Below are 24,163 nucleotides of genomic sequence, written 5' to 3'. Positions count from 1 at the left end.
ATTTTCGCAGCGCTGGTGGGGCCACCCGCCCGTTGTGGTCGTGATTGTGAGGCGCCGGGCAGCGGTGTAGCATTGTGAAAAAACGGCAACAGGACGGGAGGACGCCATGTGCCATCTCTTCGCGCATCAGCCCCAACGCGACTACGAATCCCAGACCCGCTCCTTGCGGATCGACGGCCATTGCACCTCGATCCGGCTGGAAATGGCGTTCTGGGACACGCTGGAGGAGATCGCGGCCAGGGAGAGCATGAGCCTCGGCAAGTTCCTGACCACGCTCTATAACGAGGTGCTCGACCATCACGGTGAGGTCAACAACTTTGCTTCGCTGCTGCGCTGCTCGTGCTTGATCTACCGCGCGAAGTCGACGGCGTCAGCGCAGGAGTTCAAGGCCAATGTGGCGCCCATTCTCGACGCGGCCGAGTAGTTGCTTCACTCTCGATGTCGGCCCGGCGAACGCCGGGACCCATACCGCGTGATCTATCGATTGCGGAAGGCAGTCGTACCGAACGACCAATCTTCGCCAAACTGGGCCCTGTGGCTATGGGTCCCGGCGTTCGCCGGGACGACACCCTGAGTGTGGATAGGCAATTCCTCCTCAATGCCGTCCCGGCGGGCGCGATCGCAAACGTGAGGTCAAATCTCCCTCTTCTGCATCGCCCCGGCAATGTAGTCCGCCTGCCTGATCGCCAGCGCGACGATGGTCAGCGTCGGATTGCAGGCCGCGCCGCTGGTGAACTGGCTGCCGTCTGAGACGAACAGGTTCTTGACGTCGTGGCTCTGGCCGAACTTGTTGACGACGCCGTCGCGCGGCTTCTCGCTCATCCTGTTGGTGCCGAGATTGTGCGTGCTCGGATAGGGCGGTGTCGGATAAGTCACGGTGGCGCCGACGGCGTCATAGACCGCAGCACCCTGCTTGTAGGCGTGGGTGCGCATCGCGATGTCGTTGGGATGATCGTCGAAATGCACGCTCGCGACCGGCTGGCCGAACTTGTCCTTCACGACCGGGTCGAGCGTGATGCGGTTGGTCTCCTGCGGCATGTCCTCGCCGACCAGCCACATGCCGGCCATCCTGGGATAGCCGTCGAGCGCTGACGTGAACGGACGTCCCCAGGCGCCGGGATTGAGGAATGCCGCCATGAACGGCAGTCCGATCGACAGCGTCTCCATCTCGTAGCCGCCGACGAAGCCGCGCTTCGGGTTGTTGGCCGCCTCGTCGCGGATGATGCCGGCCATGGTGGTGCCGCGATACATGTGCACCGATTTCTCGAACACGGCGTAGACGCTGCCGGTCATGTGGCGCATGTAGTTGCGGCCGACCTGGCCGCTGGAGTTGGCGAGGCCGTCGGGGAACATGGTCGAGGCGCTGTTGAGCAGCAGCCGCGGGCTCTCGATCGAGTTGCCGGCGACCGCGACGATGCGCGCCTTCTGGCGCTGCATTGCGCCGCTCGCGTCGGCATAGACGACGCCGGTCACCTTGCCGCCGGCATCATGCTCGATCTTGATCGCCATGCTGCTCGGCCGCACTTCGAGATTGCCGGTCGCCTCGCCCTTGGGGATCTCGGTATAGAGCGTCGACCATTTCGCGCCGGATTTGCAGCCCTGGAAGCAGAAGCCGATCTGCTGGCAGGCGCCGCGTCCGTCGCGCGGTTGGCTGTTGATCGCCATGTTGCCGGTGTGCACGGTCTTGTAGCCGAGCTTCTTGGCGCCGGCCTCGAGCACCTTGAAATTGTTGTTGCCGGGAAGTCCGGGAATGCCGTTGGTGCGGGTCACGCCCATCTTGTCCTCGGCCTTGGCGTACCACGGCTCCATCTCCGCGAGCGTCACCGGCCAGTCGAGCAAATTGGCGCCGGGGATGTTGCCATAGGTGGTCTTCACCTTGAACTCGTGCTCGTCGAAACGCAGCGACGCGCCGGCCCAATGGGTCGTCGAGCCGCCGACCGCCTTGACGATCCAGGCGGGAAGGCCGGAGAAATCCTTGGCGACGCGCCATGTCCCTGACGTGGTGCGCGCATCGGTCCAGGCGAGCTGCGAGAAGCTCTCCCACTCGTCGTTGACGAAGTCGTGGTTCTCGATGCGGGGGCCTGCTTCGAGAATGACCACCTTGACGCCCTTCTGCGCGAGCTCGTTGCCCAGCGTGCCGCCGCCGGCACCGGAGCCGACGATCACCACAACGCTGGAGTCGTTCAGATCGAATTTTGCCATATGCGTTCTCCTGAACCGTTGGGGTGGGTCTCAAGCCTTCGGTAGCCAGTCGATGTCGGCGAAGCCACGGTTGATGTAGCCGCCGTGCTCGGCCGAAGAGCCCTCGTAGCCGAACCGCGGCCAGACCTCTTTCTGGTTGTAGAGCGAGACGATGAGGTCGCCGCGCACCTTCTGGAAGAAGTCGCTTCCCTCGATCTCTTTCAAGAGCACGACGCGGTCGGCTTCCCAGGGCACCTCGGCATAGGCCACCTTGTGGCGGTCCCGCGCGTTCTGGTCGAGCCGCGCGATGCCGTCGCTGATCAGCGATTTGACGGACGGGTCCTTGGCCGCCTTGCCATCCCACGGCTTGATCGCGGTGATGTAATAGCTGTCGCCGAGGACATCGTGCGGATAGATGTCGCGCGCGACCTTCAGCAGTGTCTTCATCGTCGCAGGCGAGAGTGCGCTGGCATCCTCGGCCCAGGCATCCTCGATCCTGACGGCGGCGCTGGTCGCGACAGCGACGACTGGTACAGCCGTGGCTGCGCCCTTGAGAAAGACGCGGCGGCTGTGCTTGCTTCGACGATCGACTTCTCGCATGGCATTCCTCCGTGGATTTTTTGATTGGTTAGTTGAAACGTCCGCCCCGCTGGATCACCTCGATCCTGTAGCCATCGGGATCACTGACGAAGAAGAAGCGCGCCAGCGTCCTGCCGTCGTGCTTGAAGTCGCGTAATGGCCCCGGTTCGAGCTTCTCGCGCTCGAAGCGCGCATGTTCGGCGTCGAGATCCTCGACCACGACGGCGAGATGGCCGTAGCCGTCGCCGAGCGCATATGGCTGTTTGCGATCGAAATTCACCGTCAGCTCGACCTCGAACGGTGAGGAGGGGTGACGCAGATAGATCAGGGCAAAGTCCGAGAACTTCAGGTGGTCGGCGACCTCGAGGCCGAAGGCGCGCTTGTAGAAGTCGAGCGAACGTGCCTCGTCGAGCACGCGGATCATGGAATGAACGGGCTTTGCCATTCAGTTCTGCTCCTTCAGGTAAGCGATGATGGCGGCGCGCGTCTCCGCCTTGGCCTGCCGGTGGGCCATGACCACGCCGGGAATGACGGCCTGCGGATTGGTCAGCCAGGCGTCGAGCCTGCCATCGTCCCAGGCGAAGTCGGCCTTCGACAGAGCCTCTGAGTATTTGAAGCCTTCGGCCTTGCCGGCGGGACGTCCCATGACCTTCACCAGCGGCGGCCCTTGCCGCATCGGTTCGGACAGGCTCAACGTGTGGCACACCGCGCATTGCTGCTTGAAGAGTGTCGCGCCATCCGGCGGCTTTGCGGCCGGCAAGGGCATTTGCGCGTCTGCCATCCGCACCACCAGCACCATCGCGGTGCACAATCCCAGCACGATCCCGCGCATCGTCAGGAGCCGCCCATCCACATCAACACCAGAGTGCGCAAACTCTAGGCGGCGTTAGATGGGCGGTGGTAGTAGCGGGCTGTTTTGCGACGAGCGGAGATGTTCGTGGTACGTGGTGTTCCACGCTGCCTTATATGCGGAGCACAATTCCGCGAAACCGCCGTCAAATCCCTAAACGATCACCACACGATGCGCATTGCATGGCGTTCGCGCCGTTCGAACTCTCGACGCGATGCAATGGTCCGGTGCAGACGAGCGGCGTCGGGAACGGCCGAACCATGCACCGCGGAAAAATCCAGGAGAAATGGATGAAGTTGGTGAAGACCTCGATGATCGCATGCGCTCTTTCGGCTCTCGTTGCGACGCCCGTTCTTGCGCAAAGCGCGCCCCCCACCGCAAAGCCAGGCGGCACCGTGCAAGGCAAACCCATGCAAGGCAGCACGATGGGCAGCGGCGATGAGGAGATGAATGCTCAGCCGGGCGCCGCGGGCGAGAAGACCGGCATGAAGTCAACCAAAGGCACCAAAGGCGCGGTCGGCACCACGGGCAGCGCTACGCACAAGGGAACTGCCGACGATTCCACGGCAGGCGGTGCAGCTCCATCCAAGCGTTACTAGTCCCGCCGGCAGAACTTCGGCCGCTTGGCGGCCGGAGTTTTATTGGCTGCGCCTGCTAGTCCTCGAAGCGCCCGCCGCGGCCGGCCTTGACGTCGCTGCGGCGCTTCTTGCCCTCGAGCCGGCGCTGCTTAGAGCCGAAAGTCGGCTTTGTCGCGCGCCGCGGCTTCGGCCGTATCATGGCTTCGCTCAGGATCTCGACCAGCCGGTCGATGGCGTCCTGTCGATTGCGCTCCTGGGTGCGGAAGCGCTGGGCGTGGATCACGATCACGCCGTCCTTGGTCATGCGCTGGCCGGCGATGCGGGCGAGCCGGAGGGCCGCGTCCTCCGGCAAAGTCAGCTTGCGCGTGTCGAAGCGAAGCTGGGCCGAAGTCGCGACCTTGTTGACGTTCTGCCCGCCCGGGCCGGAGGCGCGGACAAAACCGATCTCGATGTCGTCCTCGTCGATGACGAGATCGCGGGATATCCGCAGCATGATGGCACCATCCGTGATGTCCGGACATATCGCGGACGTCCAGGTTCGGCAATGGTGCTTAGTGGAAACGCAAATGGCCGGGGCGGACCCGGCCATTTCAGCAAACGTGAGGGGGGAAGTCAGTTCGACTTCGTCGCCGGAGCCGCGGTCGGTTGTGCTGCGGCCTGCGGGGCGCGGCCGACCACGACGGTCAGCAGCCCCTGGCCCCAGAGCCGCTTGGCGGCTGCCTTGGCGTCGTCCAGCGTCACGGCGTCGACGATGGCGTTGCGCCTCTCGATATAATCGATCGGCAGCTTGTCCTGCTGGTACTGCAGCAGCGCCTGCGCCAGCTTGGAGGAGGTGTCGAGCGCCAGCATCTGCGAGCCCTTCAGGTAGGACTTGGCCTCGTCGAGCTCCTTCTGCGTCGGGCCTTCCTCGGCGATCCGGCGCACTTCCTTCTCGATGGCATCGATGGTGTCGCCGGCGCGGTCGGCACGCGTGCCGGTATTGCCGATGAACACCGCCGAACGCTCCATCCAGAGCAGCGATTCGAACACGGAATAGGCGAGGCCTCGCTTCTCGCGCACCTCGCGATAGAGCCGCGAGGACAAGCCGCCGCCGCCGAGGATGTGGTTGACGACATAGGCCGCCATGAAGTTGGGATCGTTGCGCTTCACCCCGGGGCCGCCGAAGGTGATCACGGTCTGCGGCACGTCGAGGGTCACGAAGGCGCGTTGCGGCGGCTTTGCGGCCTCGACGTCAGGGACCGGCGTGAGGTTGGCCTTGGCGGGCAGGGCGCCAAAGGTGTGGTCGAGCAGCTTGCCGAGCGTTGCCGGATCGACGTCGCCGACGACTGCGATCTTCAGCCCATCCTTGGCGATCACGCGGCCGACATAGTCCTTCAGGTCGGCGACCGTGACGGTCGGCACGCTGTCGAGATTGCCGTTGGTCTGCCGGCCGTAGGGATGATCGCCGAAGGCGACTTCCAGGAATTTGCGGCTCGCCAGCGAGGTCGGATTGGTGGTCTCGCGGCGCAAGCCCGAGATGACCTGCGAGCGAATGCGCTCGACATCGGCGGTGTCGAAATGCGGCGAGGTCAGCGCGCTCCGCAAGAGGTCGAAGGCCTCATCCTTGTTGTCGCGCAGCATGCGCAGGCTGCCGCGGAAGGTGTCGCGGGTCGCGCTGAAGGAAAGCTCGATGGCGCGGCGGTCGAGCCGCTCGTGGAAGGTCTTGGAATCGAGATCGCCGGAGCCTTCGTCGAGGAGGTCGCCGACCAGATTGGCGACGCCCGACTTGTCCTTGGGATCCTGCGCTGAGCCGCCGGCAAAGGAATATTCCATGGCGATCAGCGGCACGGTCGCGTCCTGCACGAACCAGGCTTCGATGCCGCCGGGCGAGACCAGGCGCTGGATCTTTGCGGCGGCCAGCGACGGCGAGATGGCGGCGAGGGAAAGCGTGGCGCCGGCGACAAAGGAGAATGCCACGCGTCGAAGGAAGGGATAGGTCACGAACGCTTCTCCTCGCGCTTGGCGGCACTGGTGTCCTTGATCAGATAGCCCGTGACCGAACGCTTCTTCTCGAGCCACTTCTGCGCAACGGCACGGACCTGCTCGGCGGTGACCGCGCGGATGCGGTCGGGCCAGCTCCTGATGTCCTCGATCGACAGCCCCGTGGTCAGCGCGCCGCCATACCAGCGTGCCAGCACCGCCTGGTTGTCCTGGGCGTAGATCGCTTCCGCGATGAGCTGGGTCTTCACGCGTTCCAGATCCTCGGCGCGGATCGGGTTCTGCGCGACGTTGGCGATGACGCCATCGACTGCCTGCTCGACCTCAGCGAAGCTGACGCCGGGTTTCGGCGAGGCCGAGATCGCGAACTGGGTCGGGTCGAGCGAGGTGCTGGAATAGCTGGCATTGGCGGACACCGCGAGCGGCTTGTCGACGACGAGCGCGCGGTAGAGATAGGAATTGCTGCCGCTGCCCATCAGCTGCGCCAGCACGTCGAGGGCCGCGCTCTCGCCGGCCGCAGCGGTGGTCGCCGAGGGCACGAGATAATAGCGGCGCATGCTCGGCTGCTCGACGCGCGGGTCGGCCAGCGTGACGGTGCGCGGTGCTGCGGGCTCCGGCTCCTGCGGACGGACCCGCCGCGCCGGGATCGCCGATTGCGCCGGGATCGAGCCGAAATTGCGCTCGACCAGCGGGCGGATGTCGGCGGCCTCGACGTCGCCGGCGATCACCAGGATCGCGTTGTTCGGCGCATAGAAGCGGCGGTAGAAGGCGAGCGCGTCCTCGCGATCGAGCTTCTCGATCTCCTGATGCCAGCCGATCACCGGCCGGCCGTAGGGATGATTGAGATAGAGCGCGGCCATGATCTGCTCGTTCAGCCGCGCGTCCGGATTGTTGGCGACGCGCATGTTGTATTCTTCGAGCACGACGTCGCGCTCGGGCAGCACGTTCTCGTCCTTCAGGATCAGGCCGGTCATGCGGTCGGCCTCGAACTCCATCATGGTCGGCAGCTGCTCTTTCGGCACGCGCTGGTAGTAATTGGTGTAGTCGACCGAGGTCGAGGCGTTCTCATTGCCGCCGACGCGCAGCACGGTCTGGGAGAATTCGCCGACGGGATGCTTCGAGGTGCCCTTGAACATCAGGTGCTCGAGGAAGTGCGCGAGCCCGGATTTGCCCGGCGTCTCGTCGGCCGAGCCGACCTTGTACCAGATCATCTCCGTGACCACGGGCGTGCGGTGATCGGGGATCACCACGACCTGCATGCCGTTGGGAAGCGTGAAGCTGGCGGGCGGTGCCGACGTGACCGTGGTCTGGGCAAGGGCCGCGCCGGCCGTCAGGACACTGGTCGAAAGCAGTCCGGCAAGGAGGCAGGCAGCCGATCGGTAAGAGGACATCATGATCCTTTTAAAACGCCGAGGCCCGGATGTCCGGCTCGGAGGCACGGCATGCTACACCGTGCGGCTGAGGCTTCGCGTCACGAAGCAGAGAACTCAACGCGGTGGCAAGTTACTGATAGGCAATTTATGGACTACCGGCCGGCGTGCATGACACGCGCCGCCGCCGGGTCCGCTTCCGTGGGACAGGAACGCTATTGTTCCTTGTCCTTGCCCGACATGATGTCGAAATAGGTCCGGCGCGACTTGTCCGGTCCGGCGCCATAGGCGTAGTTCGGCGAGGGCGTCTGATAGCCCGCGGGCGGCTCGACCAGCGACTGGCGCGGCGGCTCGCTGGTGAACTTCTTCTCTTCGGTGGCGTTGCCGCCCTTCATCATGTTCCACAGACCACCGGAGAAGCCGAGCTCGGCGGGGCTGAGCGACGGATTGGCGTTGGTGCCCGGCTGGATCGGATCATTGCTGGTACGGGGGGCCGCGGCGACCTGGCCGGCCTTCATCTCGGCGGGCGTCAGAGGGCGGGCGACCTGCCAGTTCTCGGTTTCCTTGGTGGCCTTCTTGCGCGCGGCGATGGCTTCCTTGCGGCGCTTTTCCTCGGGATCCTTGGGCCAGTTGGGCGCAGCCTTGGCTTCGGTCGCAGGCGGCGGCAGATCGAGCTTGGGCGGCACGACCAGCGGCGAGCGCTCGCGGTATTCGATGCCTTTCTTCTCCATGCTCTTGGCGCCGATGCCGGACATCAGATTGTCGATGATCTTCTCTTCGAAGGTCATGCCATCATCTTCATCGTCGTCGTCACCGGCGCGGGCCGCGCCGGCCGACATGACGAGACCGATGCCGAGCGCGACCGCGGACAATTTCAACGCCCGCCAGAACCCCGACCGGGGGTCTCGAACCATTGAACCGCTGGTCTTCGAGCTGCGCATTATCGTACCTGTTCCATATTGTGGCAGATTGCCGCTCAAACGCGGCCAATCCCTCGCAAAACGGGTTCCGCCTGCCGGTCCGTATCGGCCGGGATCAGGGCGCTTTTGCGGCGGGTACCCCCAGGAAGGAATCATACAATAGCCCCGCCACCCCAGCAACGATCGCCACGTCTGCGAGGTTAAACACATACCAGTTATAGGTATTTCCGCCGATCTCGATGTGGAACAGCGCGAAATCGACCACCGCGCCATAGGCCAGGCGGTCGATGCCGTTGCCGATCGCCCCGCCGATGATCAGGCCCAGCGCAACCGTGGCAAGCCGGGTATGCGAACGGGCCATCCAGATCGCCAGCGCGACCACGGCGAGGGCCTTGACCGCCATCAGCGCGAGTTGCGCCGCCTGGCTGTCGTTCTGGAGCCAGCCGAAGCTGATGCCGATATTCCAGGCCAGCACCAGGTCGAAGAACGGTGTCACCTTGACGACGCCGCGGCGGGCGAGGTCGAACCCGTTCAGCAGCCAGAGCTTCGAGGCCTGGTCGGCCACGAGCGTGACAATAGCCGCGAGGATGCCGGCGCCAAGCGGGGGCATGCCGGGGATCAGACCGCCACGCCCAACGCCTTCCATTCGCGCAACGCCTTGGCGTCGCGCGGGGTGACGTCGGGGTATTCGGCGTCTTCGCCGACCGTCGGGGAGATCTTCCAGGAGCGGGCGCACTTGGTGCCGACCGCCTTCTCCACCACGACGGCGACGCCGGCCACCGCATCGAGACGGAACGCACCCGCCGGCGCCTCGCCCTCACGCACCTCGTAGTTCGAGGTGATGCAGACTTCAGCCAGGTCGATGTCGAACAAGGTTGCCAGCATCTCGCGGTCGGCGACATAGATCACCGGCGAGGCCTCCAGCGACGAGCCGATGTTCTTGGCGGCGCGTTCGAGCTCGAGCGCGCCGGTGACGACGCGGCGGACGTTGCGGATCGTCTCCCATTTCGCGGCGAGCTTGTCGTCGCGGAATTCTTCGAGATCGGTCGGGAACAGCGTCAGATGCACCGACGGTTCGGCGCCGGGGCGGTACATGCGCCAGGCTTCTTCCGCGGTGAAGCTGAGGATCGGCGCCAGCCATTTCAGGACCGAGATGCAGAGCAGGTCGATCGTCGTCAGCGCCGCCTTGCGCGTCAGCGAGGACGGCGGATCGCAATACAGCGTGTCCTTGCGGATATCGAAATAGAACGCCGAGAGCTCGCTGTTGAGGAAGGCGGAGAGCGTCGCGACCACGGTCTTGTAGTCGAACTCCCGATAGGCCTTGCCGATAGCGGCGGCGCGCATTGCGAGCTCGTGCAGCATCAGCCGTTCGAGCTCCGGCATCTCGGCGGGCGCGACCGCCTCGGCCGGCTTGTAATGATGCAGCGTGCCGAGCATCCAGCGCACGGTGTTGCGCAGCTTGCGGTAGGTCTCGACCGTGTTCTTCAGGATCTCGGGACCGATGCGCTGGTCGTCGGTGTAGTCGCAGGACGCGACCCAGAGCCGGAGGATGTCGGCACCGGATTCCTTGATGACGGCCTGCGGCTCGATGGTGTTGCCGAGCGACTTCGACATCTTGCGGCCGTCCTCGGCCTGGGTGAAGCCGTGGGTCAGCACGATGTCGTAAGGCGCCCGTCCGCGCGTGCCGCAGCTTTCCAGCAGCGAGGAGTGGAACCAGCCGCGATGCTGGTCCGAGCCTTCCAGATACATCACCGTGTCGGTGCCGCCGTCGACCTTGCGCTTGATGCCGGCGAGGCCCGGGAAATGCACGGGGTCCTCGAGCACGAAAGCGTGGGTCGAGCCGGAATCGAACCAGACGTCGAGAATGTCGTCGACCTTCTGCCAATCCTCGCTCGCACGGGACCCGAGGAAGCGCTCGCGCGCGCCTGTCGCGTACCACGCGTCGGCGCCTTCCTTCTCGAAGGCCTCGCCGATGCGCGTGTTCACCGCCTCGTCCTGCAGGATCTCGGCGGAGCCGTCGCCCTTCTCGCGCACGAACACGGCGATCGGCACGCCCCAGGCGCGCTGGCGCGAGATCACCCAGTCGGGCCGGGCCTCGATCATGCCGTTGATGCGGTTTTCGCCCGACGGCGGCACCCATTGCGTCACCGAGATCGCGTGCAGCGCGCGGGCGCGCAGCGTGTCGCCGCTCTTCGCCTTGCCGCCCTGGGCAAGGTCCATGGCGCCGGGCTTGCCCGGCGCGTCCACGACAGGCTTATCCATTGCGATGAACCATTGCGGCGTATTGCGGAAGATCACCGGCTTCTTGGAGCGCCAGGAGTGTGGATATTGATGCTTCAGCCGGCCGCGCGCGAGCAGCATGCCTCTTTCGACGAGCGCCTTGATCACGGCCTCGTTGGCATCGCCCTTCTCGCCCTTGTCGGTGATGACGCGCTTGCCGGCAAAGCCCGGCGCATGATCGGTGTAGGCGCCGTTCTCGTCGACGGTATAGGGGATCGCCGTGTTGATGCCGCGCGCATCGAGATCGCGCGCCTGCGCCATCCAGGCATCGAAGTCCTCGCGGCCATGGCCGGGCGCGGTGTGCACGAAGCCGGTGCCGGTGTCATCGGTGACGTGGTCGCCGGGCAATAGCGGCACGATAAAGTCGTAGCCGCCGGCGAGGCCCTTGAGCGGATGGGCGCATTCGATCGCGTCCATGGTGTCGCCGGGGACGTCGCGCACTTTCTCATAGGCTGTCACGCGCGCCTGCTTGAAGACCTCGTCAGCCAGCGCGTCGGCCAGGATCAGGAGATCGCCGGTCTTGGCCCAATTGTCGGCGGGCGCGTCCGTCACCTTGTACAGGCCGTAGGCGATCTTCGGCGAGAACGAGATGGCGCGGTTGCCGGGCAGCGTCCAGGGCGTGGTGGTCCAGATCACGACGCTCGCTGAGGCGAGTGCACCGTGCGCGGGCGAGGTGACCGGGAATTTCACCCACACCGTATCGGAGGTGTGATCCTCGTACTCCACCTCGGCCTCGGCGAGCGCGGTCTTCTCGACCACGCTCCACATCACCGGCTTGGAGCCGCGATAGAGCGTGCCATTGGCGGCAAACTTCATCAGTTCACGCGCGATCTGGGCTTCGGCCGGATAGCTCATGGTGGCGTAGGGATGATCCCAGTCGCCGATGACGCCGAGGCGCTTGAACTCCTCGCGTTGCACGCCGAGCCAATGCGTGGCGTAGGCACGGCACTCCCGGCGGAAGTCGATCATCGCAGCACTGTCGCGGAAGTCGGGCTTCTGCTTGCCCTTCTTGCGATAGTGCTCTTCCTCGACCTTCCACTCGATCGGCAGGCCGTGGCAATCCCAGCCGGGCACGTAGTTGGAATCGAAGCCGAGCATCTGCTGGCTCTTGGTGACGAGATCCTTGAGGATCTTGTTCAGCGCCGTGCCGATATGGATGTTGCCGTTGGCATAGGGCGGGCCGTCATGCAGCACGAACTTGGCGCGGCCCTTCGCGCTCTCACGCAGCTTCTCGTAGAGGCCGATATCGTACCAGCGCTTGAGGATCTCCGGCTCGCGCTGTGGCAGGCCGGCGCGCATCGGGAATTCGGTCTGCGGCAGGAACAGGGTCTTCGAATAGTCTTTCGCTTCAGACTTTTGGGACTTTTGCGGCTTTTCGGACATGAGGCTGACTGGCTCGGAATGGCGCGGGAACGGATGGCGATGCGGAATCGCGGGGGTGAAACGACCAAAATCCCGGTCTTGCGCCGAGCCCTTGGGCTCAGGCGGAAGCCGGGCCGCTAATCCCTATGATGCGCCGCGCAAACATGGGCTCTCCATAGCAGGGGGCCAAGGGAAGCGCAAAGGTTCGGGGGAGGCCGGTTTCAGGCCTCAATCGAGGGCGCCGAGCCGCGGAAACGCGTCCGGGGCGGCGGCCAGGATGGCGCGGGCACGGGTGGAATCGTCGTCCATCTGCCGGATCAGGGCTTCGATGCCCTCGAATTTCAGCTCCTCGCGGATGAAGCCGATGAAGGCGCAGTCCAGCGCCTGCCCGTAGAGGTCGCCCTTGAAGTCGAACAGGAAGATTTCCAAGAGCGGGGCACCGTTATCGAAGGTCGGGCGGCGCCCGAAGCTTGCCACCCCGTCCAGCCGCTCGGCGCCACGGCCGACCCGCACCGCATAGATGCCGTGCTTCAGGCCGCAATTGGCGTCCAGGCGAATGTTGGCGGTGGGATAGCCGAGATCGCGGCCGCGCTTCTCGCCGTGAATCACCTCGCCGGTGACGAACCAGGGCGCGCCCAGCATGGCGGTGGCCTCGTCGAGCTGGCCCTCGGCGAGGGCGATGCGGATGGCGCTGGAGGATACCGGCCGCTCATCGATGTCGACATGCGGCTGCACATCGACCTCGATGCCGAGCCGGGGCGCCTCGTTGACCAGCAGGCTCGGCGAGCCGACCCGGCCCTTGCCGAAATGGAAGTCGTAACCCACCGCGATTCCGCTGACGCCGAGCCGGCCGATCAGGTCATGGTGAATGAAATCTTGCGCGGTGGTGCCGGCGCGTGCCTTGTCGAAGGTCATGACCACGGCGCCGGCAAGCCCGGTGCCGGCCAGAAGCCGCAGCTTGGCGTTTTCGTCCGTCAGGCGGAATTGCGGAGTGTTGGGGCTGAAGAACCGCCGTGGATGCGGCTCGAAGGTCAGCGCCAGCGCAGGGCGGCCATGCGCCCGGCCCATTTCCATGGCAGCGGCGATCACGGCGCGGTGACCGAGATGAACCCCGTCGAAATTGCCCATGGCGACCACGGCGCCCCTTGGAATCGCGGAAACCGGCGTGGTGTCGCGGATAACGTTAAAATGCGGGGCCATCAGGGGAATTCTCGAACCGGCGGGACCGGCCGGGACCGTGGCGCGCCCGGCCCGATGAAGTCAAGCGGAAGGGGGGCGGGCCGAATCCCACGCAATTTCGGTTCTTTCGGGGTGCCTCCAATTAACGCGCTGTTTAACGCCTTGGTGCTAGTCCTTGCATCTGGAACAGGCGGGCTCCGGCCCGGCGGGTCCGATCGTAATATTCCTGGGTATGCGTTGGGGGAGTCGAGATGGCGGTTGATTTGTCGATGCCGGTTCTGGTGGTGGACGACTACAGCACCATGATCCGTATCATCAGGAATCTGCTGAAGCAGCTTGGCTTCGAGAACATCGATGATGCCAGCGACGGTTCGGCAGCGCTGAACAAGATGCGCGGCAAGAAGTACGGGCTCGTGATCTCCGACTGGAACATGGAGCCGATGACGGGTTACGACCTCTTGCGCGAAGTGCGCGCGGATCCGAACCTCGCCACCACGCCGTTCATCATGATCACGGCGGAATCCAAGACCGAGAACGTGATCGCGGCCAAGAAGGCCGGCGTGAACAACTACATCGTCAAGCCGTTCAATGCGGCGACGCTAAAGACCAAGATCGAGGCGGTCTTCCCGGACATGGCGAGCGCGTAAGGACGCTGTTCGCCGGACAGCAATTTTCCGTTTGGAACGTCATGCCCGGGCTTGTCCCGGGCATCCACGTTTTTGGCTGCAAAAGAGGAAGACGTGGATGGCCGGGTCAAGCCCGGCCATGACGGTGTCTGGGGCTTAGAGATTCGCCTAAAGCCGACATCCCTTCAAGCCGCAGCTGTCACCACTTCAATAGCCGTCACCACTTCAATTCGCGCATCAGCGCCTTCGGCGGGTGGCCGAACAATTCCATCACCGATGCCGGGTCGAGCTGGTCGAGGCCTTCGAACTCCTCGGCATGGATGCCGCGGGTCACGAACAGGCAGTCGATGCCGAATTCGCGCGCGCCGGTTAAGTCGGTGCGGACGGAATCGCCGATCGCCAGCACCTTTTTCCGGTCGATCGGGTGGCCCTGGCGTTCACCGGCGAGCGCCATGGCGCGCTCGTAGATCGGCCGGTGCGGCTTGCCGTAGAAGATCACTTCGCCGCCGAGTTCGCGATAGAGCTCCGCGATGGCGCCGGCGCAATAGATCAGCCGGTCGCCGCGTTCCACCACGATGTCGGGGTTGGCGCAGATCAGCGTCAGCTTGCGCTCGCGCGCCTTCAGCATCATGCCGCGATAGTCTTCCGCCGTCTCGGTCTCGTCGTCATAGAGGCCGGTGCAGACGATGTAGTCGGCTTCCTCCAGCGGCGCGGTCTTCGCATCGAGGCCGCGATAGATCGAGTTGTCGCGCTCGGGGCCGAGCCAGAACATCTTGCGGCCCGGATGCTCGGCGACATAGAGCCGCGTCAGGTCGCCCGAAGACACGATGGCGTCATAGGTCTCGTCAGCGACGCCGAGCTTGCGCAATTGCCGCTGCACGGAATCGGCCGGCCGCGGTGCATTGGTGATCAGGATCACCGTACCGCCCTGGCTGCGATAGGTGTGCAACGCTTCGCAGGCTTCGGGGAAGGATTCGAGGCCGTTATGGACGACGCCCCAGATGTCGCTGAGCACGACGTCCACACCGCCCACGAGCTCGCGCAGGCTTTCGGCGAAATGTAGCGTGGTCATGAGGCGCGGGGCCGATCAGATGCGGCGCGCCAGCGCCGCGTTGCCGGTGATGCGTTGTGCCGCAGGAGCGGCTGACGTCGCGCCAGATGTCGCGCCTTGGCTGGGGGGAGCGGAGCCATTGGATCCCTGAATGTCCTGCGCCTGGTTCGGCGAGGCCCCGCCGGTAGCAGATGCTCCCTCCGGCCGCAATGGCCGGGGCGGTGCGAACAGGAAGCCCTGGCCGAACCGCACGTCATAATCGAGCAGGTCCACGACCGCGCGTTCGCCTTCGATCCTTTCGGCGATCAGGTCGATGCCGAAACGGCCGAGCAGGTCGGAGAGGTCGGACGGATGAATGTCCGAGGTCGAGGCCTGCCTGGGGTCGAGCAGCAGCGTGGCCGGCACCTTGATGAAGCGCACCCCGCGGTCGGCCAGCTCGCGCGGCTCGATGCGCAGATCCGTGACGTGGTCCATCGAGAAGCGGAAGCCGCGCTGGGCGAGCGCTGCGAGATTCTCGGTCTCGGCCGGGCCGAGATTGCGGAACGTCGATTGCTTGAACTCCAGCACCAGCGAGGGCGCCAGCGCCCGGTTGGCTTCGAGGAAGTCGAGGCATTGTGCGAAGGTGGTGGAATTGCCGAGCGTGGAAGCGGCGACGTTGCAGAACACGCCGACGTCCTTGTTGCGCACCATCAGGCGCCGCAGCACCTGCACGCAGCGCAGCATCACCATGTTGTCGATGCGCCCGATTAGCCCGGAAGCCTCCGCGATGCTGATGAACTCCTCGGCTGCGACCAACTGGTCGCGTTCGTCGCGCAGGCGCGTCACCGCCTCGTAGAACCGCACCTTGCGCTGCGGCAACGTCACCATCGGCTGGAGAAAGATGTCGATGCGATTCTCGTCGATGGCGTTGCGCAGCGTCGCCAGCAATTGAGTCTGGTTGCGCCCAGTGGCCGTCTGGATCGGGTTGTTGGTCGGGGCCCGGACCGCCGGCGCCGGTCGCGGCTGCGCCAGTGAAGGCGGAGGTGAAGGTGCTGCGGGAAGCGAGGGAGGGGCGGCTGGCCGCTCCTCGAACGGCGCAACCAGATCGATCGGCGCCTCCGGCTCGGATCCGGCGACCGGGGCGGGAGCCGGCGCGGTGCCGGCCAGCATGTCCTCATGGGCCGACACGGTGGTGGCGAGCTGTTTGACCAATCCGCCGAGCTCGTTGATCTCGCCGACCACCGACTGGATGCGGTCGGAGTTGGTCGAATTGGACGAGACGATGCGTCCCTCGATCGCAGCTAACCGGCGGCCGAACTCGGCCACCTGGCGGGCGAGGTCGGCAGTGCCGCGCGACAGATCGGCGATCTGGCCGCCGACGTCGCTGCGGTCACGCAGCCGCATCGACACGGCGTTGTAGAGGATCAGGAAGGTCAGCGCGGTCAGCGCCACGATCGCGGATTCGGTTCCGCTGATGCCCGCGACGGCGTAGAGGACAAGCCCGAGCGAGGCCGCGACCAGAACCATGCAGATGGCGATGAAGATCGTCGAAATGCGAATCATGCCGCGCGTTACGCCTCAAGAGCTGACTGCCTCACCCGGGAAAACACGGGAGGCTGTACCATCCCGTCACGCCTCATGCTCCCCCGAGCCGCATGACCTTAACATCATTGTTGATTCGAGGGGATAGCGGCCGCGCGCCGGCGCCTTCGGGCCGGCGCGGAGTCAGGATGGCGCGGCGGCGCCGACGGTGTCGGCCGAGACGGCCTCGCGGGTGCCGAGCGGCTTGGGCGGTCCGGTGGTCGTGTCCTTCAGCGTCTGCCGCTCGATCTCCGAATTCAGCTCGGCGCCGAACATGATGACGATCGCCGACATCCACATCCACATCATCAGGCCGATCGCGGCGCCGAGCGAGCCGTAGGTCGCGTTGTAGTTGGCGAATTCCGAGAGATACCAGGACAGCAGCGCCGAGCCGGCGATCCAGAGGAGGGCGGCCATCACCGCGCCGAGGCTCAGCCATTGCCAGCGCGGCGCATCGCGGCTGGGCGCGAAGCGGTAGAGGATCGCGAGCGCCACCAGCAGGATGAGGAACATGAGCGGCCATCGTGCCAGCGCCACGATCAGCTTGCTTTCGGGCGCCATGCCGAGATGATTGAGCGCGAGCGGGAAGGCAACGACAACCCCCACCATCACCAGCAGCGCCGCGATGCCGCCGGCCGTGAAGGCCAGCGACACCATGTTGAGCTTGATGAAGCTGCGCTTCTCGCGCTCCTCATAGGCCACGTTGAGGGCATCGAAGATCGCCTTGACGCCGGCATTGGCGCTCCAGATCGCCAGCAGAAGGCCGAACAGGAAGGTGACACCGAGGGTGGTGCTGCCATGCGACACCACGCGCGCCACCTGGTCCTCGACGATCTGGAACGAGCCCTCGGGCAGCATGGTCGCCAGCGTCTGCAGATTGGCGCTGATCGTCTTGGGATCGGCGAACAGGCCATAGGAGGAGACCAGCGCCGTCACCGCCGGAAAGATCGCGAGCAGCCCGAAGAACACAACGCCGCCTGCCGTGGCCAGCAGGCGATCCTCGTCGACGCGCTGATAGGTGCGCCAGAAGATGTCCTTCCAGCCCGCCCACGGGATTGAGAACGGGCTCTTCGCATGACGGCCGTGGCCGGGCTGCACGGCGGCGCGCGCCGGGTGTGTTTCCGGTGAATTCGCCTCGCCTTTGCGGTGGTCCTGCGGTGGCTCCGACCCGACCAGGCCAGCGTCCTGAAAGTAGCGCTCCGCCGTCAGCACGAAGACGGCCGTCGCCGCCATCAGCAGCCAGGAGTCGATCTGTTCGGAGCGCCGCACCAGCATTTAGGCGTCCAATCTGTGGGTGTGACGCCTGCGGCGCGCCGCCGTGTACCCAGCAAGTCCGATCGCCGCGAGCATCAGGCCAAGCTGCACGGGCCGGTTGGTGCGCGCCGGCCAGGCTCTTGCGCCATGGCGGCGCTCGCCCGGCGCGAGCGGCACAAGGGGAATCGTGGTCGCGACCTCTTTAACGGCCTCCTTGACCGTTCCGCGCGGAATCCGCGGGGTCGCGATCGCAACGCGCAACCGGCTGGCCAGTGGCACGATCGGCTTGGACTTGCGCTTCATCTGCGCCATTGCCACGCCAGCGCAGACTGCCGCCAGCACCAGCAGCACTCCGGCGACGACACCGAAGCCCCAGAACTGCCCGTAGGTCATGCCGACCCAGCGGTACAGGGCGATCAGTCCGACGAAGAATGCAGCCACAACGAACAGGCCTGCGACCGCGAACAGCCCGCCGGCCACCGCGTAAGACGTCACCTTGCCGGTTGCCTGGCTGGTCTGGTCACGCAGATAGGATTGAGCGGCGCGTTTGACGTGGTTGAGCTTCAGCGCCATGCCGGCGCGCAGCAATTCGCCCGATGGCGCGAGCATGCGGACATCCTCCGAGAGCGAGAAAATTCGTTCGGGGGATGAACGTGGCGGTATTTGACTTGTTCCGACGGAGCTCCATCCGTCATGATGAATCAGCCGAGATCGGCGGCCGCGATCCAGAACACCTCGCCCTCGGAATCCTCGGTGTCGAGCCAGAGCAGCGGCAGTTCCGGAAAGGCCTCGTCGACCAATTCCCGGCCGCGGCCGATCTCGCAGATCAGCCCGCCATCTCGTGTCAGGTGATCGGGCGCCTCGCGCAGGATCCGGCGCACCACATTGAGGCCGTCGGCGCCGCCGTCGAAGGCGAGCTTGGGCTCGGCACGGCATTCCGGCGGTAGCGCGGCCATGCCCTCGGCATCGACGTAAGGCGGATTGGTGATGATCAGATCGTACCTGTTGTCGCCGAGCGGCGCGAACAAGTCGCCGCGATAGAGGCTGATCCGCTCCTCGAGTCCATATTCGCCGACATTGCGGGCGGCAACCTCGAGCGCGCCCTTGGAGATGTCGACGGCGTCGACCATGGCGTTCGGGAAATGATGCGCGGCGAGGATGGCGAGGCATCCCGACCCGGTGCAGAGATCGAGCACGCGCCCGACTTCCGTGGGGTCGTCGATCAGCGCGCCGGCCTCGCCGTCGCTGCCGAAATGCGAATCCAGGAGTTCGCCGATGAAGGAGCGCGGAACGATGACGCGCTCGTCGACATAGAAGGGCAGGCCACGCATGTAGGTCTTGTTGACGAGATAGGCGGCCGGTTTACGCGTGGTGATGCGTCGATGGATCAGATCGAGGATGGTCTTGCGTTCGGCCGCGGTGACGCGGGCGGGGGCAAAGGCTTCGAACTGCTCGGGATCGAGATGCAGCGCTTCGCCGACCAGGAAGGCGGCTTCCGCCACCGGGTCGGTCGTGCCGTGCGCAAAAGCGAGCTCGGCTTCGACAAAACGGCTCACGGCATAGCGGACGAAATCGAACAGCGTGACAAGCTCGCCGGATCCCACTTTCGCGAACTTCGGCGCAATGCGGCCGCGCGCGGTCTTTTTTGCAACTCGTGCCATCAGGATTTGGTCCAGCGTGCGGCGGCCGCGTCGTCACGGGCGTGGGCTTCGACCCAGCCGGTGCCGGTGGCGCTCTCTTCCTTCTTCCAGAACGGCGCGCTGGTTTTGAGGTAGTCCATCAGGAACTCGGCCGCCTGGAATGCGGCTTGACGATGCTGCGAGGCCGTCAGCACCAGTACGATGTTCTGGCCCGGCATGAAGCGGCCGACGCGGTGGATCACTGTGACGCCGTTCAGCGGCCAGCGCGATGTGGCCTCGTCGGCATGGCGCCTGATCTCTTCCTCGGCCATGCCGGGATAATGCTCGAGCGTCAGCGCCGCGACCTTCGCGCTGTCGTCGTCGGCGCGGCAGATGCCGGAAAAGCTCACGACCGCACCGATGTCGGTGCGGGTCTCGGTCAGGACCGCGATCTCACGGGCGATATCGAAATCGTCTTCCTGGATGCGGATGGTGACAGGGCAGGTGGTGACAGGGGAGGTCATGGCCTAGCCGCCGGTCATCGGCGGGAAGAACGCGATCTCGCGGGCGCCCGCGATCGCAGCGTCCGATTTGACGTGGGCGTGGTCGATGGCGGCGCGGATCACCTTCGGCTTCTCGAACGCGTAGGCATAGGCCTCGCTTTGGCCGGACAGCCAGGCGATCAGCTCCGCGACGGTGCGCACGGTTGCGGGCGGCTCGATGGTCTCCTCCGCCTTGCCGACGCGCTCGCGTACCCAGGCAAAATACTTCACCTTCATCCCTCGTCCTCCTTGATGAGGTGATGGATGCCGGCGCGGAAATAATCGTAGCCGGTGTAGATGGTCACGATCGCCGAGGCCCACAGCAGCGCGAGGCCTATCATCGAGACCACGGGCACGATCTCGTCGCCGGCAGGTCCCGCGAGCAGAAAGCCGATCGCAACGAGCTGGACCGTGGTCTTCCACTTCGCAAGCTTGGTCACGGGCACGCTGACGCGGAGCGCGGCGAGATATTCGCGCAGGCCCGAGACCAGGATCTCGCGGCACAGGATCACGATGGCGGCCCAGAGCGACCAGCCATGGATGATGCCGTCGGCGGCCAGCATCAAAAGGCAGGAGGCGACCAGCAGCTTGTCGGCGATCGGATCGAGCATCCGGCCGAAGGCCGATTGCTGATTCCAGATTCGCGCATAATAGCCGTCAAGGTAATCGGTGACCGCGGCGGCGATGAAGATGGCGACCGCGACCCAGCGCAGCCACAGCGGCTGATCCAGAATCGACTGCGCATAGATGCATCCGACCACGACCGGGATCGCGGCGATCCGGCCATAAGTCAGGAGATTCGGGAGGGACATCGCGCGGCTGGTCGTCCCTCGTGTCGTGGCGATGTTCATCCGTCCTACCAATACCGCTCAAGCCTGAAGGTCAACCGTTCCGCCCCCAGATGGGGTGCGGGATGCGACGACCATATGACCGAGGTCCCCTTTAGTTCATCCCGGCTGGGGATGGAAATACTCGAAAATCCTGCGGGCGCTCTCGGCGCTCACCCCTGGAACCTTGCCGAGATCGGCGATCGAGGCGCGTTCGATCTCCTTCAGGGTCCCGAAATGATGCAGCAAGGCACGTTTGCGCGACGGGCCGATGCCTGGAATCTCCTGCAAGCCGGCCTCGCGGATGTCCTTCTTGCGCAGCTTGCGGTGCGAGCCGATGACGAAGCGGTGGGCCTCGTCGCGCAGGCGCTGGATGAAGTAGAGCACGGGGTCGCGCGGCTCCAGCTTGATGGCCTCGCGTTCCGGCATGAACAGGGTCTCACGGCCGGCATCCCGGTCCGGCCCCTTGGCGACCGACATCAGCGACACCTGGGTCAGCCCGAGATTGGCGAAGATCTCGCGGACGGCGTTGAGCTGGCCGCGGCCGCCGTCGATGATGACGAGGTCGGGCCATTGCGGGAAATCGTCGTCCTTGGCCTTGGTGCCGGCGTCCTCGGGCGGACTGATCAGGCGCTTGAAGCGACGTTCGAGGACCTCGCGCATCATGGCGAAGTCGTCGCCGGGCGTGATCCCTTCCGACTTGATGTTGAACTTGCGGTACTGGTTCTTCACGAAACCATCGGGGCCGGCGACGATCATGGCGCCGACCGCATTGGTGCCCTGGATATGGCTGTTGTCGTAGACCTCGATGCGCTTGGGCGAATGCGGCAGGCTGAGCGTTGCGGCCATGGCGTCGAGCAGACGACTTTGCGTGGCGGTGTCCGCGAGCTTGCGGCCGAGCGCCTCGCGTGCATTGGTCAGCGCGTGAGCCACGAGCTCCTTCTTCTCGCCGCGCTTGGGCGCGGCGACCTCGACCTTGTGACCGGCCTTGATCGCCAGCGCGTTGGCGAGCAGCTCGCTCTCCTCGATCTCATGCGAGAGCAGAATGTTCCTCGGCGGCGGCTTGTCATCGTAGAACTGCGCGAGGAAGGAGCCGAGCACCTCTTCCGGGGTGAACGACTTCTCCGCGCGCGGAAAATAGGCGCGGTTGCCCCAGTTCTGGCCGGTGCGGAAGAAGAACACCTCGACGCAGGAGAACCCGCCCTCCTGGTGGATGGCGAACACATCTGCTTCCTCGACCGTGCGCGGATTGATGCCCTGCTGCGACTGGATCGCCGAGAGCGCGGCAAGGCGATCGCGGTAGAGCGCGGCGCGCTCGAACTCGAGCTCATTGGCGGCCCTCTCCATCTCGCCGGCAAGCTCCTGCTTCACCGCATGGCTCTTGCCGGACAGGAAGTCGCTCGCCTCGCGCACCAGCGTCGTATAGCCGCCGAAGTCGATCTCGCGGGTGCAGGGGCCGGCGCAGCGGCGGATCTGGTAGAGCAGGCAGGGCCGGGTGCGGCTCTCGAAGAAGGAATCGGTGCAGGAGCGGATCAGGAACGCGCGCTGCAGCGCCGTGATGGTGCGGTTGACCGCGCCGGCGGAGGCGAACGGACCGAAATAGCGCCCGGGCCGGCTCTGCGCGCCGCGATGTTTCAGGATCTGCGGCGCCCAATGGTCGCCGGTGATCAGGATATAGGGAAACGACTTGTCGTCGCGCAGCTGCACGTTGAAGCGTGGCCGCAGCTGCTTGATGAGGTTGGCTTCCAGCAGCAGCGCTTCGGTCTCGGTGTTGGTCGAGACGATCTCAACCGTCACGGTGGCCGCGATCATGCGCAGGATGCGCGCCGGCTGCGGCGCGCTTTGCCGCGCATAGTTCGACAGGCGCTTTTTGACGTTCTTGGCCTTGCCGACATAGAGCACGTCGGCATTCGCATTGAGCATGCGATAGACGCCGGGCGAGGTCGGGGCGAGGCGGACCGCGCGCTCGATCGCCTCGTGACCGGTCGCAAGCGGTTCTTCGCCGACCGCGCCGCTCTCTTCGAGGATGTCGGGCAGCCGCGCCTCGTCCTCGTCGTCGCCGCCGGTCGTCGCGGGATCGAGGTCGGGCGGCGTGTCGCTCGCGGCAGCCTGGGGCAGTTTGCGCGCGCGGTCGTCCGGATTGTCGGTGGAATCGTGAACCATGGGGCGAATTTAGGCGCTGGGGGTGCCGATTTGAAGTTCCGGCCGTGCGGCACGCACAGGACGGCGGCGCAGTTCCCGGTAACGCTTCCTTAAGTCTGTTAAGCGCTCGGTAACCCAGCTTAACAGCCCTTTAACTTAAAACTCTCGATAAATCTTACGCGAAAAAGTGGTGGTTCCGTAACCATGCGGTTTTGCCTCGCGCGGCGGCGCAGGCGCCGGCCGCATCTGGTGACGGCAGTTGCGTTGGAGTGTGTGATGAAGAGGCTCGTTGTGGGCGCGGCCGCGTTGGTTGCAGCCGGCTGGACAGCTTCGGCAGAGGCCGCCGATCTCAGTTACGGGCAGCGCGCCCCCTATACCGTCAACCAGCCGCTCAATGCCTATAGCTGGGCGGGTCCCTATCTGGGCGGCAACATCGGCTATGAATGGGGTTCGGTCGACAACAATCCCTCGAAGCCGTCGGGCTTCGTCGGCGGCGTGCAGGCCGGCTACAATTTCCAGAACGGCCCGTTCGTGTTCGGCGTCGAGGGCGATATCCAGGCCACCGGCGCCGAGGATACTTTCGCGCCGTGGAAATTCTCCAATCCTTGGTTCGGCACCCTGCGCGGGCGCGCCGGCTATGCCTTCAGCAACGTGCTTTTCTACGGCACCGCGGGCCTTGCCTTCGGCGAGCTGCGTGGGCAGACTTTCGGCTGGGCGGAATCGCATACCACCGCGGGCTGGACCATTGGCGCCGGCGCGGAAGTCGGCCTCGCTCCGAACTGGAGCGCCAAGCTCGAATACCTCTACATCGATCTGTCGACGAGTCAGTTCGCAATTACGGGCGTGTCAAACGGCTATAGCGCCAGCGTTGTTCGCGCAGGCGTGAACTATCGTTTCTGATAGCTGAAGAAGAAAATACCGGACTACAACCTCCCGGCCGCTCGCGGCCGGGATTTTTTTGCGCCAAGTATTTTTTGCGCCAAGTATTGCGCGACGTAATTGCGCCGGGTGTTTTGCGTCAGGCCCGCTAGGAAAGGATGACCAGGTTGACCGCCTTCGGTCCCTTCCCCTTCTTGTCCGGTTCGACTTCGAAAGTAATGCGCTGTCCTTCCGCAAGGTCCTTCAGGCCGGCCCGCTCCACAGCAGTAATGTGCACGAAGACGTCGCGGCCGCCGTCGTCGGGCTTGATGAAACCGTAGCCGCGTTCGCCGTTGAAAAACTTAACCGTTCCCGTCATGGCCATCGGGAAACTCCCCCTCATTGCTC

The 24,163-nt window shown here is 65.0% G+C and carries 25 protein-coding genes; 4 read left to right on the top strand and 21 right to left on the bottom strand.

Going from position 1 to position 24,163, the window contains the following annotated elements:
* The first annotated feature begins 106 nt into the window (after positions 1–106).
* The gene (locus tag XH84_RS16715; RefSeq protein ID WP_128921578.1) at positions 107–424 is read left to right on the top strand and encodes a ribbon-helix-helix domain-containing protein; all 318 of its coding nucleotides are present in this window, start codon (positions 107–109) and stop codon (positions 422–424) included.
* Positions 425–633: 209 nt separating this feature from the next.
* Here the strand turns inward: XH84_RS16715 and XH84_RS16705 are convergent, their stop codons facing one another.
* The 4 genes from XH84_RS16705 to XH84_RS16690 are packed head-to-tail and all read right to left on the bottom strand — an operon-like array spanning position 634 to position 3,592.
* Positions 634–2,202, bottom strand: coding sequence for a GMC family oxidoreductase (locus tag XH84_RS16705; protein WP_128921577.1), 1,569 nt, complete (start codon positions 2,200–2,202; stop codon positions 634–636).
* Between the two features lie 30 nt (positions 2,203–2,232).
* Complete coding sequence (locus tag XH84_RS16700; RefSeq protein ID WP_128921576.1) at positions 2,233–2,781, bottom strand: gluconate 2-dehydrogenase subunit 3 family protein; 549 nt, start codon at positions 2,779–2,781, stop codon at positions 2,233–2,235.
* 28 nt (positions 2,782–2,809) lie between these two features.
* On the bottom strand, positions 2,810–3,205 hold the full coding sequence (locus XH84_RS16695; RefSeq protein WP_128921575.1) for a VOC family protein: 396 nt from the start codon (positions 3,203–3,205) through the stop codon (positions 2,810–2,812).
* Complete coding sequence (locus XH84_RS16690) at positions 3,206–3,592, bottom strand: c-type cytochrome (RefSeq protein ID WP_128921735.1); 387 nt, start codon at positions 3,590–3,592, stop codon at positions 3,206–3,208.
* A 200-nt stretch (positions 3,593–3,792) separates the two neighbouring features.
* Between XH84_RS16690 and XH84_RS16685 the strand changes: the two genes are divergently transcribed.
* Positions 3,793–4,209 carry a hypothetical protein gene (locus XH84_RS16685; RefSeq protein WP_245471758.1) on the top strand — a complete coding sequence of 139 codons (417 nt, stop codon included), beginning with the start codon at positions 3,793–3,795 and terminating at the stop codon, positions 4,207–4,209.
* A gap of 55 nt (positions 4,210–4,264) precedes the next feature.
* On the opposite strand, the gene arfB is transcribed toward XH84_RS16685, so the two are convergent.
* The 7 genes from arfB to XH84_RS16650 all read right to left on the bottom strand — a co-directional run bounded on the left by arfB (position 4,265) and on the right by XH84_RS16650 (position 13,297).
* The gene (gene arfB / locus XH84_RS16680; protein WP_128921574.1) at positions 4,265–4,681 is read right to left on the bottom strand and encodes an alternative ribosome rescue aminoacyl-tRNA hydrolase ArfB; all 417 of its coding nucleotides are present in this window, start codon (positions 4,679–4,681) and stop codon (positions 4,265–4,267) included.
* A 119-nt stretch (positions 4,682–4,800) separates the two neighbouring features.
* Positions 4,801–6,168 (bottom strand): M16 family metallopeptidase, encoded by a 1,368-nt coding sequence (locus XH84_RS16675; protein WP_164936514.1) that lies wholly within the window; start codon positions 6,166–6,168, stop codon positions 4,801–4,803.
* Positions 6,165–7,559 carry a M16 family metallopeptidase gene (locus XH84_RS16670; protein ID WP_430641905.1) on the bottom strand — a complete coding sequence of 465 codons (1,395 nt, stop codon included), beginning with the start codon at positions 7,557–7,559 and terminating at the stop codon, positions 6,165–6,167. The genes XH84_RS16675 and XH84_RS16670 overlap by 4 nt, the downstream gene beginning before the upstream one ends.
* Before the next feature lie 191 nt (positions 7,560–7,750).
* Positions 7,751–8,476, bottom strand: coding sequence for a hypothetical protein (locus tag XH84_RS16665; protein WP_164936513.1), 726 nt, complete (start codon positions 8,474–8,476; stop codon positions 7,751–7,753).
* Positions 8,477–8,570: 94 nt separating this feature from the next.
* Entirely contained in the window at positions 8,571–9,065 is a 495-nt protein-coding gene (gene lspA / locus XH84_RS16660; RefSeq protein WP_128921732.1) for a signal peptidase II, read from the bottom strand.
* Positions 9,066–9,073: 8 nt separating this feature from the next.
* Complete coding sequence (gene ileS, locus XH84_RS16655) at positions 9,074–12,118, bottom strand: isoleucine--tRNA ligase (protein WP_128921571.1); 3,045 nt, start codon at positions 12,116–12,118, stop codon at positions 9,074–9,076.
* 207 nt (positions 12,119–12,325) lie between these two features.
* A complete protein-coding gene (locus tag XH84_RS16650; RefSeq protein ID WP_128921570.1) occupies positions 12,326–13,297 on the bottom strand; it encodes a bifunctional riboflavin kinase/FAD synthetase in 972 nt (323 codons plus the stop codon).
* Positions 13,298–13,527: 230 nt separating this feature from the next.
* Between XH84_RS16650 and XH84_RS16645 the strand changes: the two genes are divergently transcribed.
* Positions 13,528–13,923 (top strand): response regulator, encoded by a 396-nt coding sequence (locus XH84_RS16645; RefSeq protein ID WP_008567674.1) that lies wholly within the window; start codon positions 13,528–13,530, stop codon positions 13,921–13,923.
* 196 nt (positions 13,924–14,119) lie between these two features.
* Here the strand turns inward: XH84_RS16645 and XH84_RS16640 are convergent, their stop codons facing one another.
* The 9 genes from XH84_RS16640 to uvrC all read right to left on the bottom strand — a co-directional run bounded on the left by XH84_RS16640 (position 14,120) and on the right by uvrC (position 22,918).
* Complete coding sequence (locus XH84_RS16640) at positions 14,120–14,974, bottom strand: TIGR01459 family HAD-type hydrolase (RefSeq protein WP_128921569.1); 855 nt, start codon at positions 14,972–14,974, stop codon at positions 14,120–14,122.
* Positions 14,975–14,989: 15 nt separating this feature from the next.
* Positions 14,990–16,495 (bottom strand): EAL domain-containing protein, encoded by a 1,506-nt coding sequence (locus tag XH84_RS16635; protein ID WP_128921568.1) that lies wholly within the window; start codon positions 16,493–16,495, stop codon positions 14,990–14,992.
* Between the two features lie 162 nt (positions 16,496–16,657).
* A complete protein-coding gene (locus XH84_RS16630) occupies positions 16,658–17,788 on the bottom strand; it encodes a YihY/virulence factor BrkB family protein (protein WP_128921567.1) in 1,131 nt (376 codons plus the stop codon).
* Positions 17,789–18,376, bottom strand: coding sequence for a phage holin family protein (locus XH84_RS16625; RefSeq protein WP_128921566.1), 588 nt, complete (start codon positions 18,374–18,376; stop codon positions 17,789–17,791).
* Between the two features lie 92 nt (positions 18,377–18,468).
* Positions 18,469–19,428 carry a 50S ribosomal protein L3 N(5)-glutamine methyltransferase gene (gene prmB, locus XH84_RS16620; protein WP_128921565.1) on the bottom strand — a complete coding sequence of 320 codons (960 nt, stop codon included), beginning with the start codon at positions 19,426–19,428 and terminating at the stop codon, positions 18,469–18,471.
* Complete coding sequence (locus tag XH84_RS16615) at positions 19,428–19,910, bottom strand: molybdenum cofactor biosynthesis protein MoaE (protein ID WP_128921564.1); 483 nt, start codon at positions 19,908–19,910, stop codon at positions 19,428–19,430. Before XH84_RS16615 ends, prmB begins: the two co-directional genes overlap by 1 nt.
* A gap of 3 nt (positions 19,911–19,913) precedes the next feature.
* Positions 19,914–20,165 carry a molybdopterin converting factor subunit 1 gene (gene moaD / locus XH84_RS16610; RefSeq protein ID WP_128921563.1) on the bottom strand — a complete coding sequence of 84 codons (252 nt, stop codon included), beginning with the start codon at positions 20,163–20,165 and terminating at the stop codon, positions 19,914–19,916.
* Complete coding sequence (pgsA, locus tag XH84_RS16605; RefSeq protein ID WP_128921562.1) at positions 20,162–20,779, bottom strand: CDP-diacylglycerol--glycerol-3-phosphate 3-phosphatidyltransferase; 618 nt, start codon at positions 20,777–20,779, stop codon at positions 20,162–20,164. The genes moaD and pgsA overlap by 4 nt, the downstream gene beginning before the upstream one ends.
* A 96-nt stretch (positions 20,780–20,875) precedes the next feature.
* On the bottom strand, positions 20,876–22,918 hold the full coding sequence (gene uvrC, locus XH84_RS16600) for an excinuclease ABC subunit UvrC (RefSeq protein WP_128921561.1): 2,043 nt from the start codon (positions 22,916–22,918) through the stop codon (positions 20,876–20,878).
* Between the two features lie 255 nt (positions 22,919–23,173).
* Between uvrC and XH84_RS16595 the strand changes: the two genes are divergently transcribed.
* Positions 23,174–23,797, top strand: a complete 624-nt coding sequence (locus tag XH84_RS16595; protein ID WP_164936512.1) for an outer membrane protein — start codon at positions 23,174–23,176, stop codon at positions 23,795–23,797.
* A gap of 127 nt (positions 23,798–23,924) precedes the next feature.
* Here XH84_RS16595 and XH84_RS16590 read toward each other — a convergent pair whose 3' ends face one another.
* Positions 23,925–24,140 (bottom strand): cold-shock protein, encoded by a 216-nt coding sequence (locus XH84_RS16590; RefSeq protein ID WP_008544396.1) that lies wholly within the window; start codon positions 24,138–24,140, stop codon positions 23,925–23,927.
* Positions 24,141–24,163 lie beyond the last annotated feature (23 nt).

The sequence above is a fragment of the Bradyrhizobium nanningense genome (assembly GCF_004114535.1).
Taxonomy (GTDB): domain Bacteria; phylum Pseudomonadota; class Alphaproteobacteria; order Rhizobiales; family Xanthobacteraceae; genus Bradyrhizobium; species Bradyrhizobium nanningense.
This window is presented reverse-complemented; position numbering and strand designations above follow the sequence as displayed.

Excerpts from the sequence above, each read along its gene's own strand:
- XH84_RS16715 (WP_128921578.1), top strand. The coding sequence starts at position 107 with ATGTGCCATCTCTTCGCGCATCAGCCCCAACGCGACTACGAATCCCAG.
- XH84_RS16705 (WP_128921577.1), bottom strand. The coding sequence starts at position 2,202 with ATGGCAAAATTCGATCTGAACGACTCCAGCGTTGTGGTGATCGTCGGC.
- XH84_RS16700 (WP_128921576.1), bottom strand. The coding sequence starts at position 2,781 with ATGCGAGAAGTCGATCGTCGAAGCAAGCACAGCCGCCGCGTCTTTCTC.
- XH84_RS16695 (WP_128921575.1), bottom strand. The coding sequence starts at position 3,205 with ATGGCAAAGCCCGTTCATTCCATGATCCGCGTGCTCGACGAGGCACGT.
- XH84_RS16690 (WP_128921735.1), bottom strand. The coding sequence starts at position 3,592 with ATGCGCGGGATCGTGCTGGGATTGTGCACCGCGATGGTGCTGGTGGTG.
- XH84_RS16685 (WP_245471758.1), top strand. The coding sequence starts at position 3,793 with ATGGCGTTCGCGCCGTTCGAACTCTCGACGCGATGCAATGGTCCGGTG.
- arfB (WP_128921574.1), bottom strand. The coding sequence starts at position 4,681 with ATGCTGCGGATATCCCGCGATCTCGTCATCGACGAGGACGACATCGAG.
- XH84_RS16670 (WP_430641905.1), bottom strand. The coding sequence starts at position 7,559 with ATGATGTCCTCTTACCGATCGGCTGCCTGCCTCCTTGCCGGACTGCTT.
- XH84_RS16665 (WP_164936513.1), bottom strand. The coding sequence starts at position 8,476 with ATGCGCAGCTCGAAGACCAGCGGTTCAATGGTTCGAGACCCCCGGTCG.
- lspA (WP_128921732.1), bottom strand. The coding sequence starts at position 9,065 with ATGCCCCCGCTTGGCGCCGGCATCCTCGCGGCTATTGTCACGCTCGTG.
- ileS (WP_128921571.1), bottom strand. The coding sequence starts at position 12,118 with ATGTCCGAAAAGCCGCAAAAGTCCCAAAAGTCTGAAGCGAAAGACTAT.
- XH84_RS16650 (WP_128921570.1), bottom strand. The coding sequence starts at position 13,297 with ATGGCCCCGCATTTTAACGTTATCCGCGACACCACGCCGGTTTCCGCG.
- XH84_RS16645 (WP_008567674.1), top strand. The coding sequence starts at position 13,528 with ATGGCGGTTGATTTGTCGATGCCGGTTCTGGTGGTGGACGACTACAGC.
- XH84_RS16640 (WP_128921569.1), bottom strand. The coding sequence starts at position 14,974 with ATGACCACGCTACATTTCGCCGAAAGCCTGCGCGAGCTCGTGGGCGGT.
- XH84_RS16635 (WP_128921568.1), bottom strand. The coding sequence starts at position 16,495 with ATGATTCGCATTTCGACGATCTTCATCGCCATCTGCATGGTTCTGGTC.
- XH84_RS16630 (WP_128921567.1), bottom strand. The coding sequence starts at position 17,788 with ATGCTGGTGCGGCGCTCCGAACAGATCGACTCCTGGCTGCTGATGGCG.
- XH84_RS16625 (WP_128921566.1), bottom strand. The coding sequence starts at position 18,376 with ATGCTCGCGCCATCGGGCGAATTGCTGCGCGCCGGCATGGCGCTGAAG.
- prmB (WP_128921565.1), bottom strand. The coding sequence starts at position 19,428 with ATGGCACGAGTTGCAAAAAAGACCGCGCGCGGCCGCATTGCGCCGAAG.
- XH84_RS16615 (WP_128921564.1), bottom strand. The coding sequence starts at position 19,910 with ATGACCTCCCCTGTCACCACCTGCCCTGTCACCATCCGCATCCAGGAA.
- moaD (WP_128921563.1), bottom strand. The coding sequence starts at position 20,165 with ATGAAGGTGAAGTATTTTGCCTGGGTACGCGAGCGCGTCGGCAAGGCG.
- pgsA (WP_128921562.1), bottom strand. The coding sequence starts at position 20,779 with ATGAACATCGCCACGACACGAGGGACGACCAGCCGCGCGATGTCCCTC.
- uvrC (WP_128921561.1), bottom strand. The coding sequence starts at position 22,918 with ATGGTTCACGATTCCACCGACAATCCGGACGACCGCGCGCGCAAACTG.
- XH84_RS16595 (WP_164936512.1), top strand. The coding sequence starts at position 23,174 with ATGAAGAGGCTCGTTGTGGGCGCGGCCGCGTTGGTTGCAGCCGGCTGG.
- XH84_RS16590 (WP_008544396.1), bottom strand. The coding sequence starts at position 24,140 with ATGGCCATGACGGGAACGGTTAAGTTTTTCAACGGCGAACGCGGCTAC.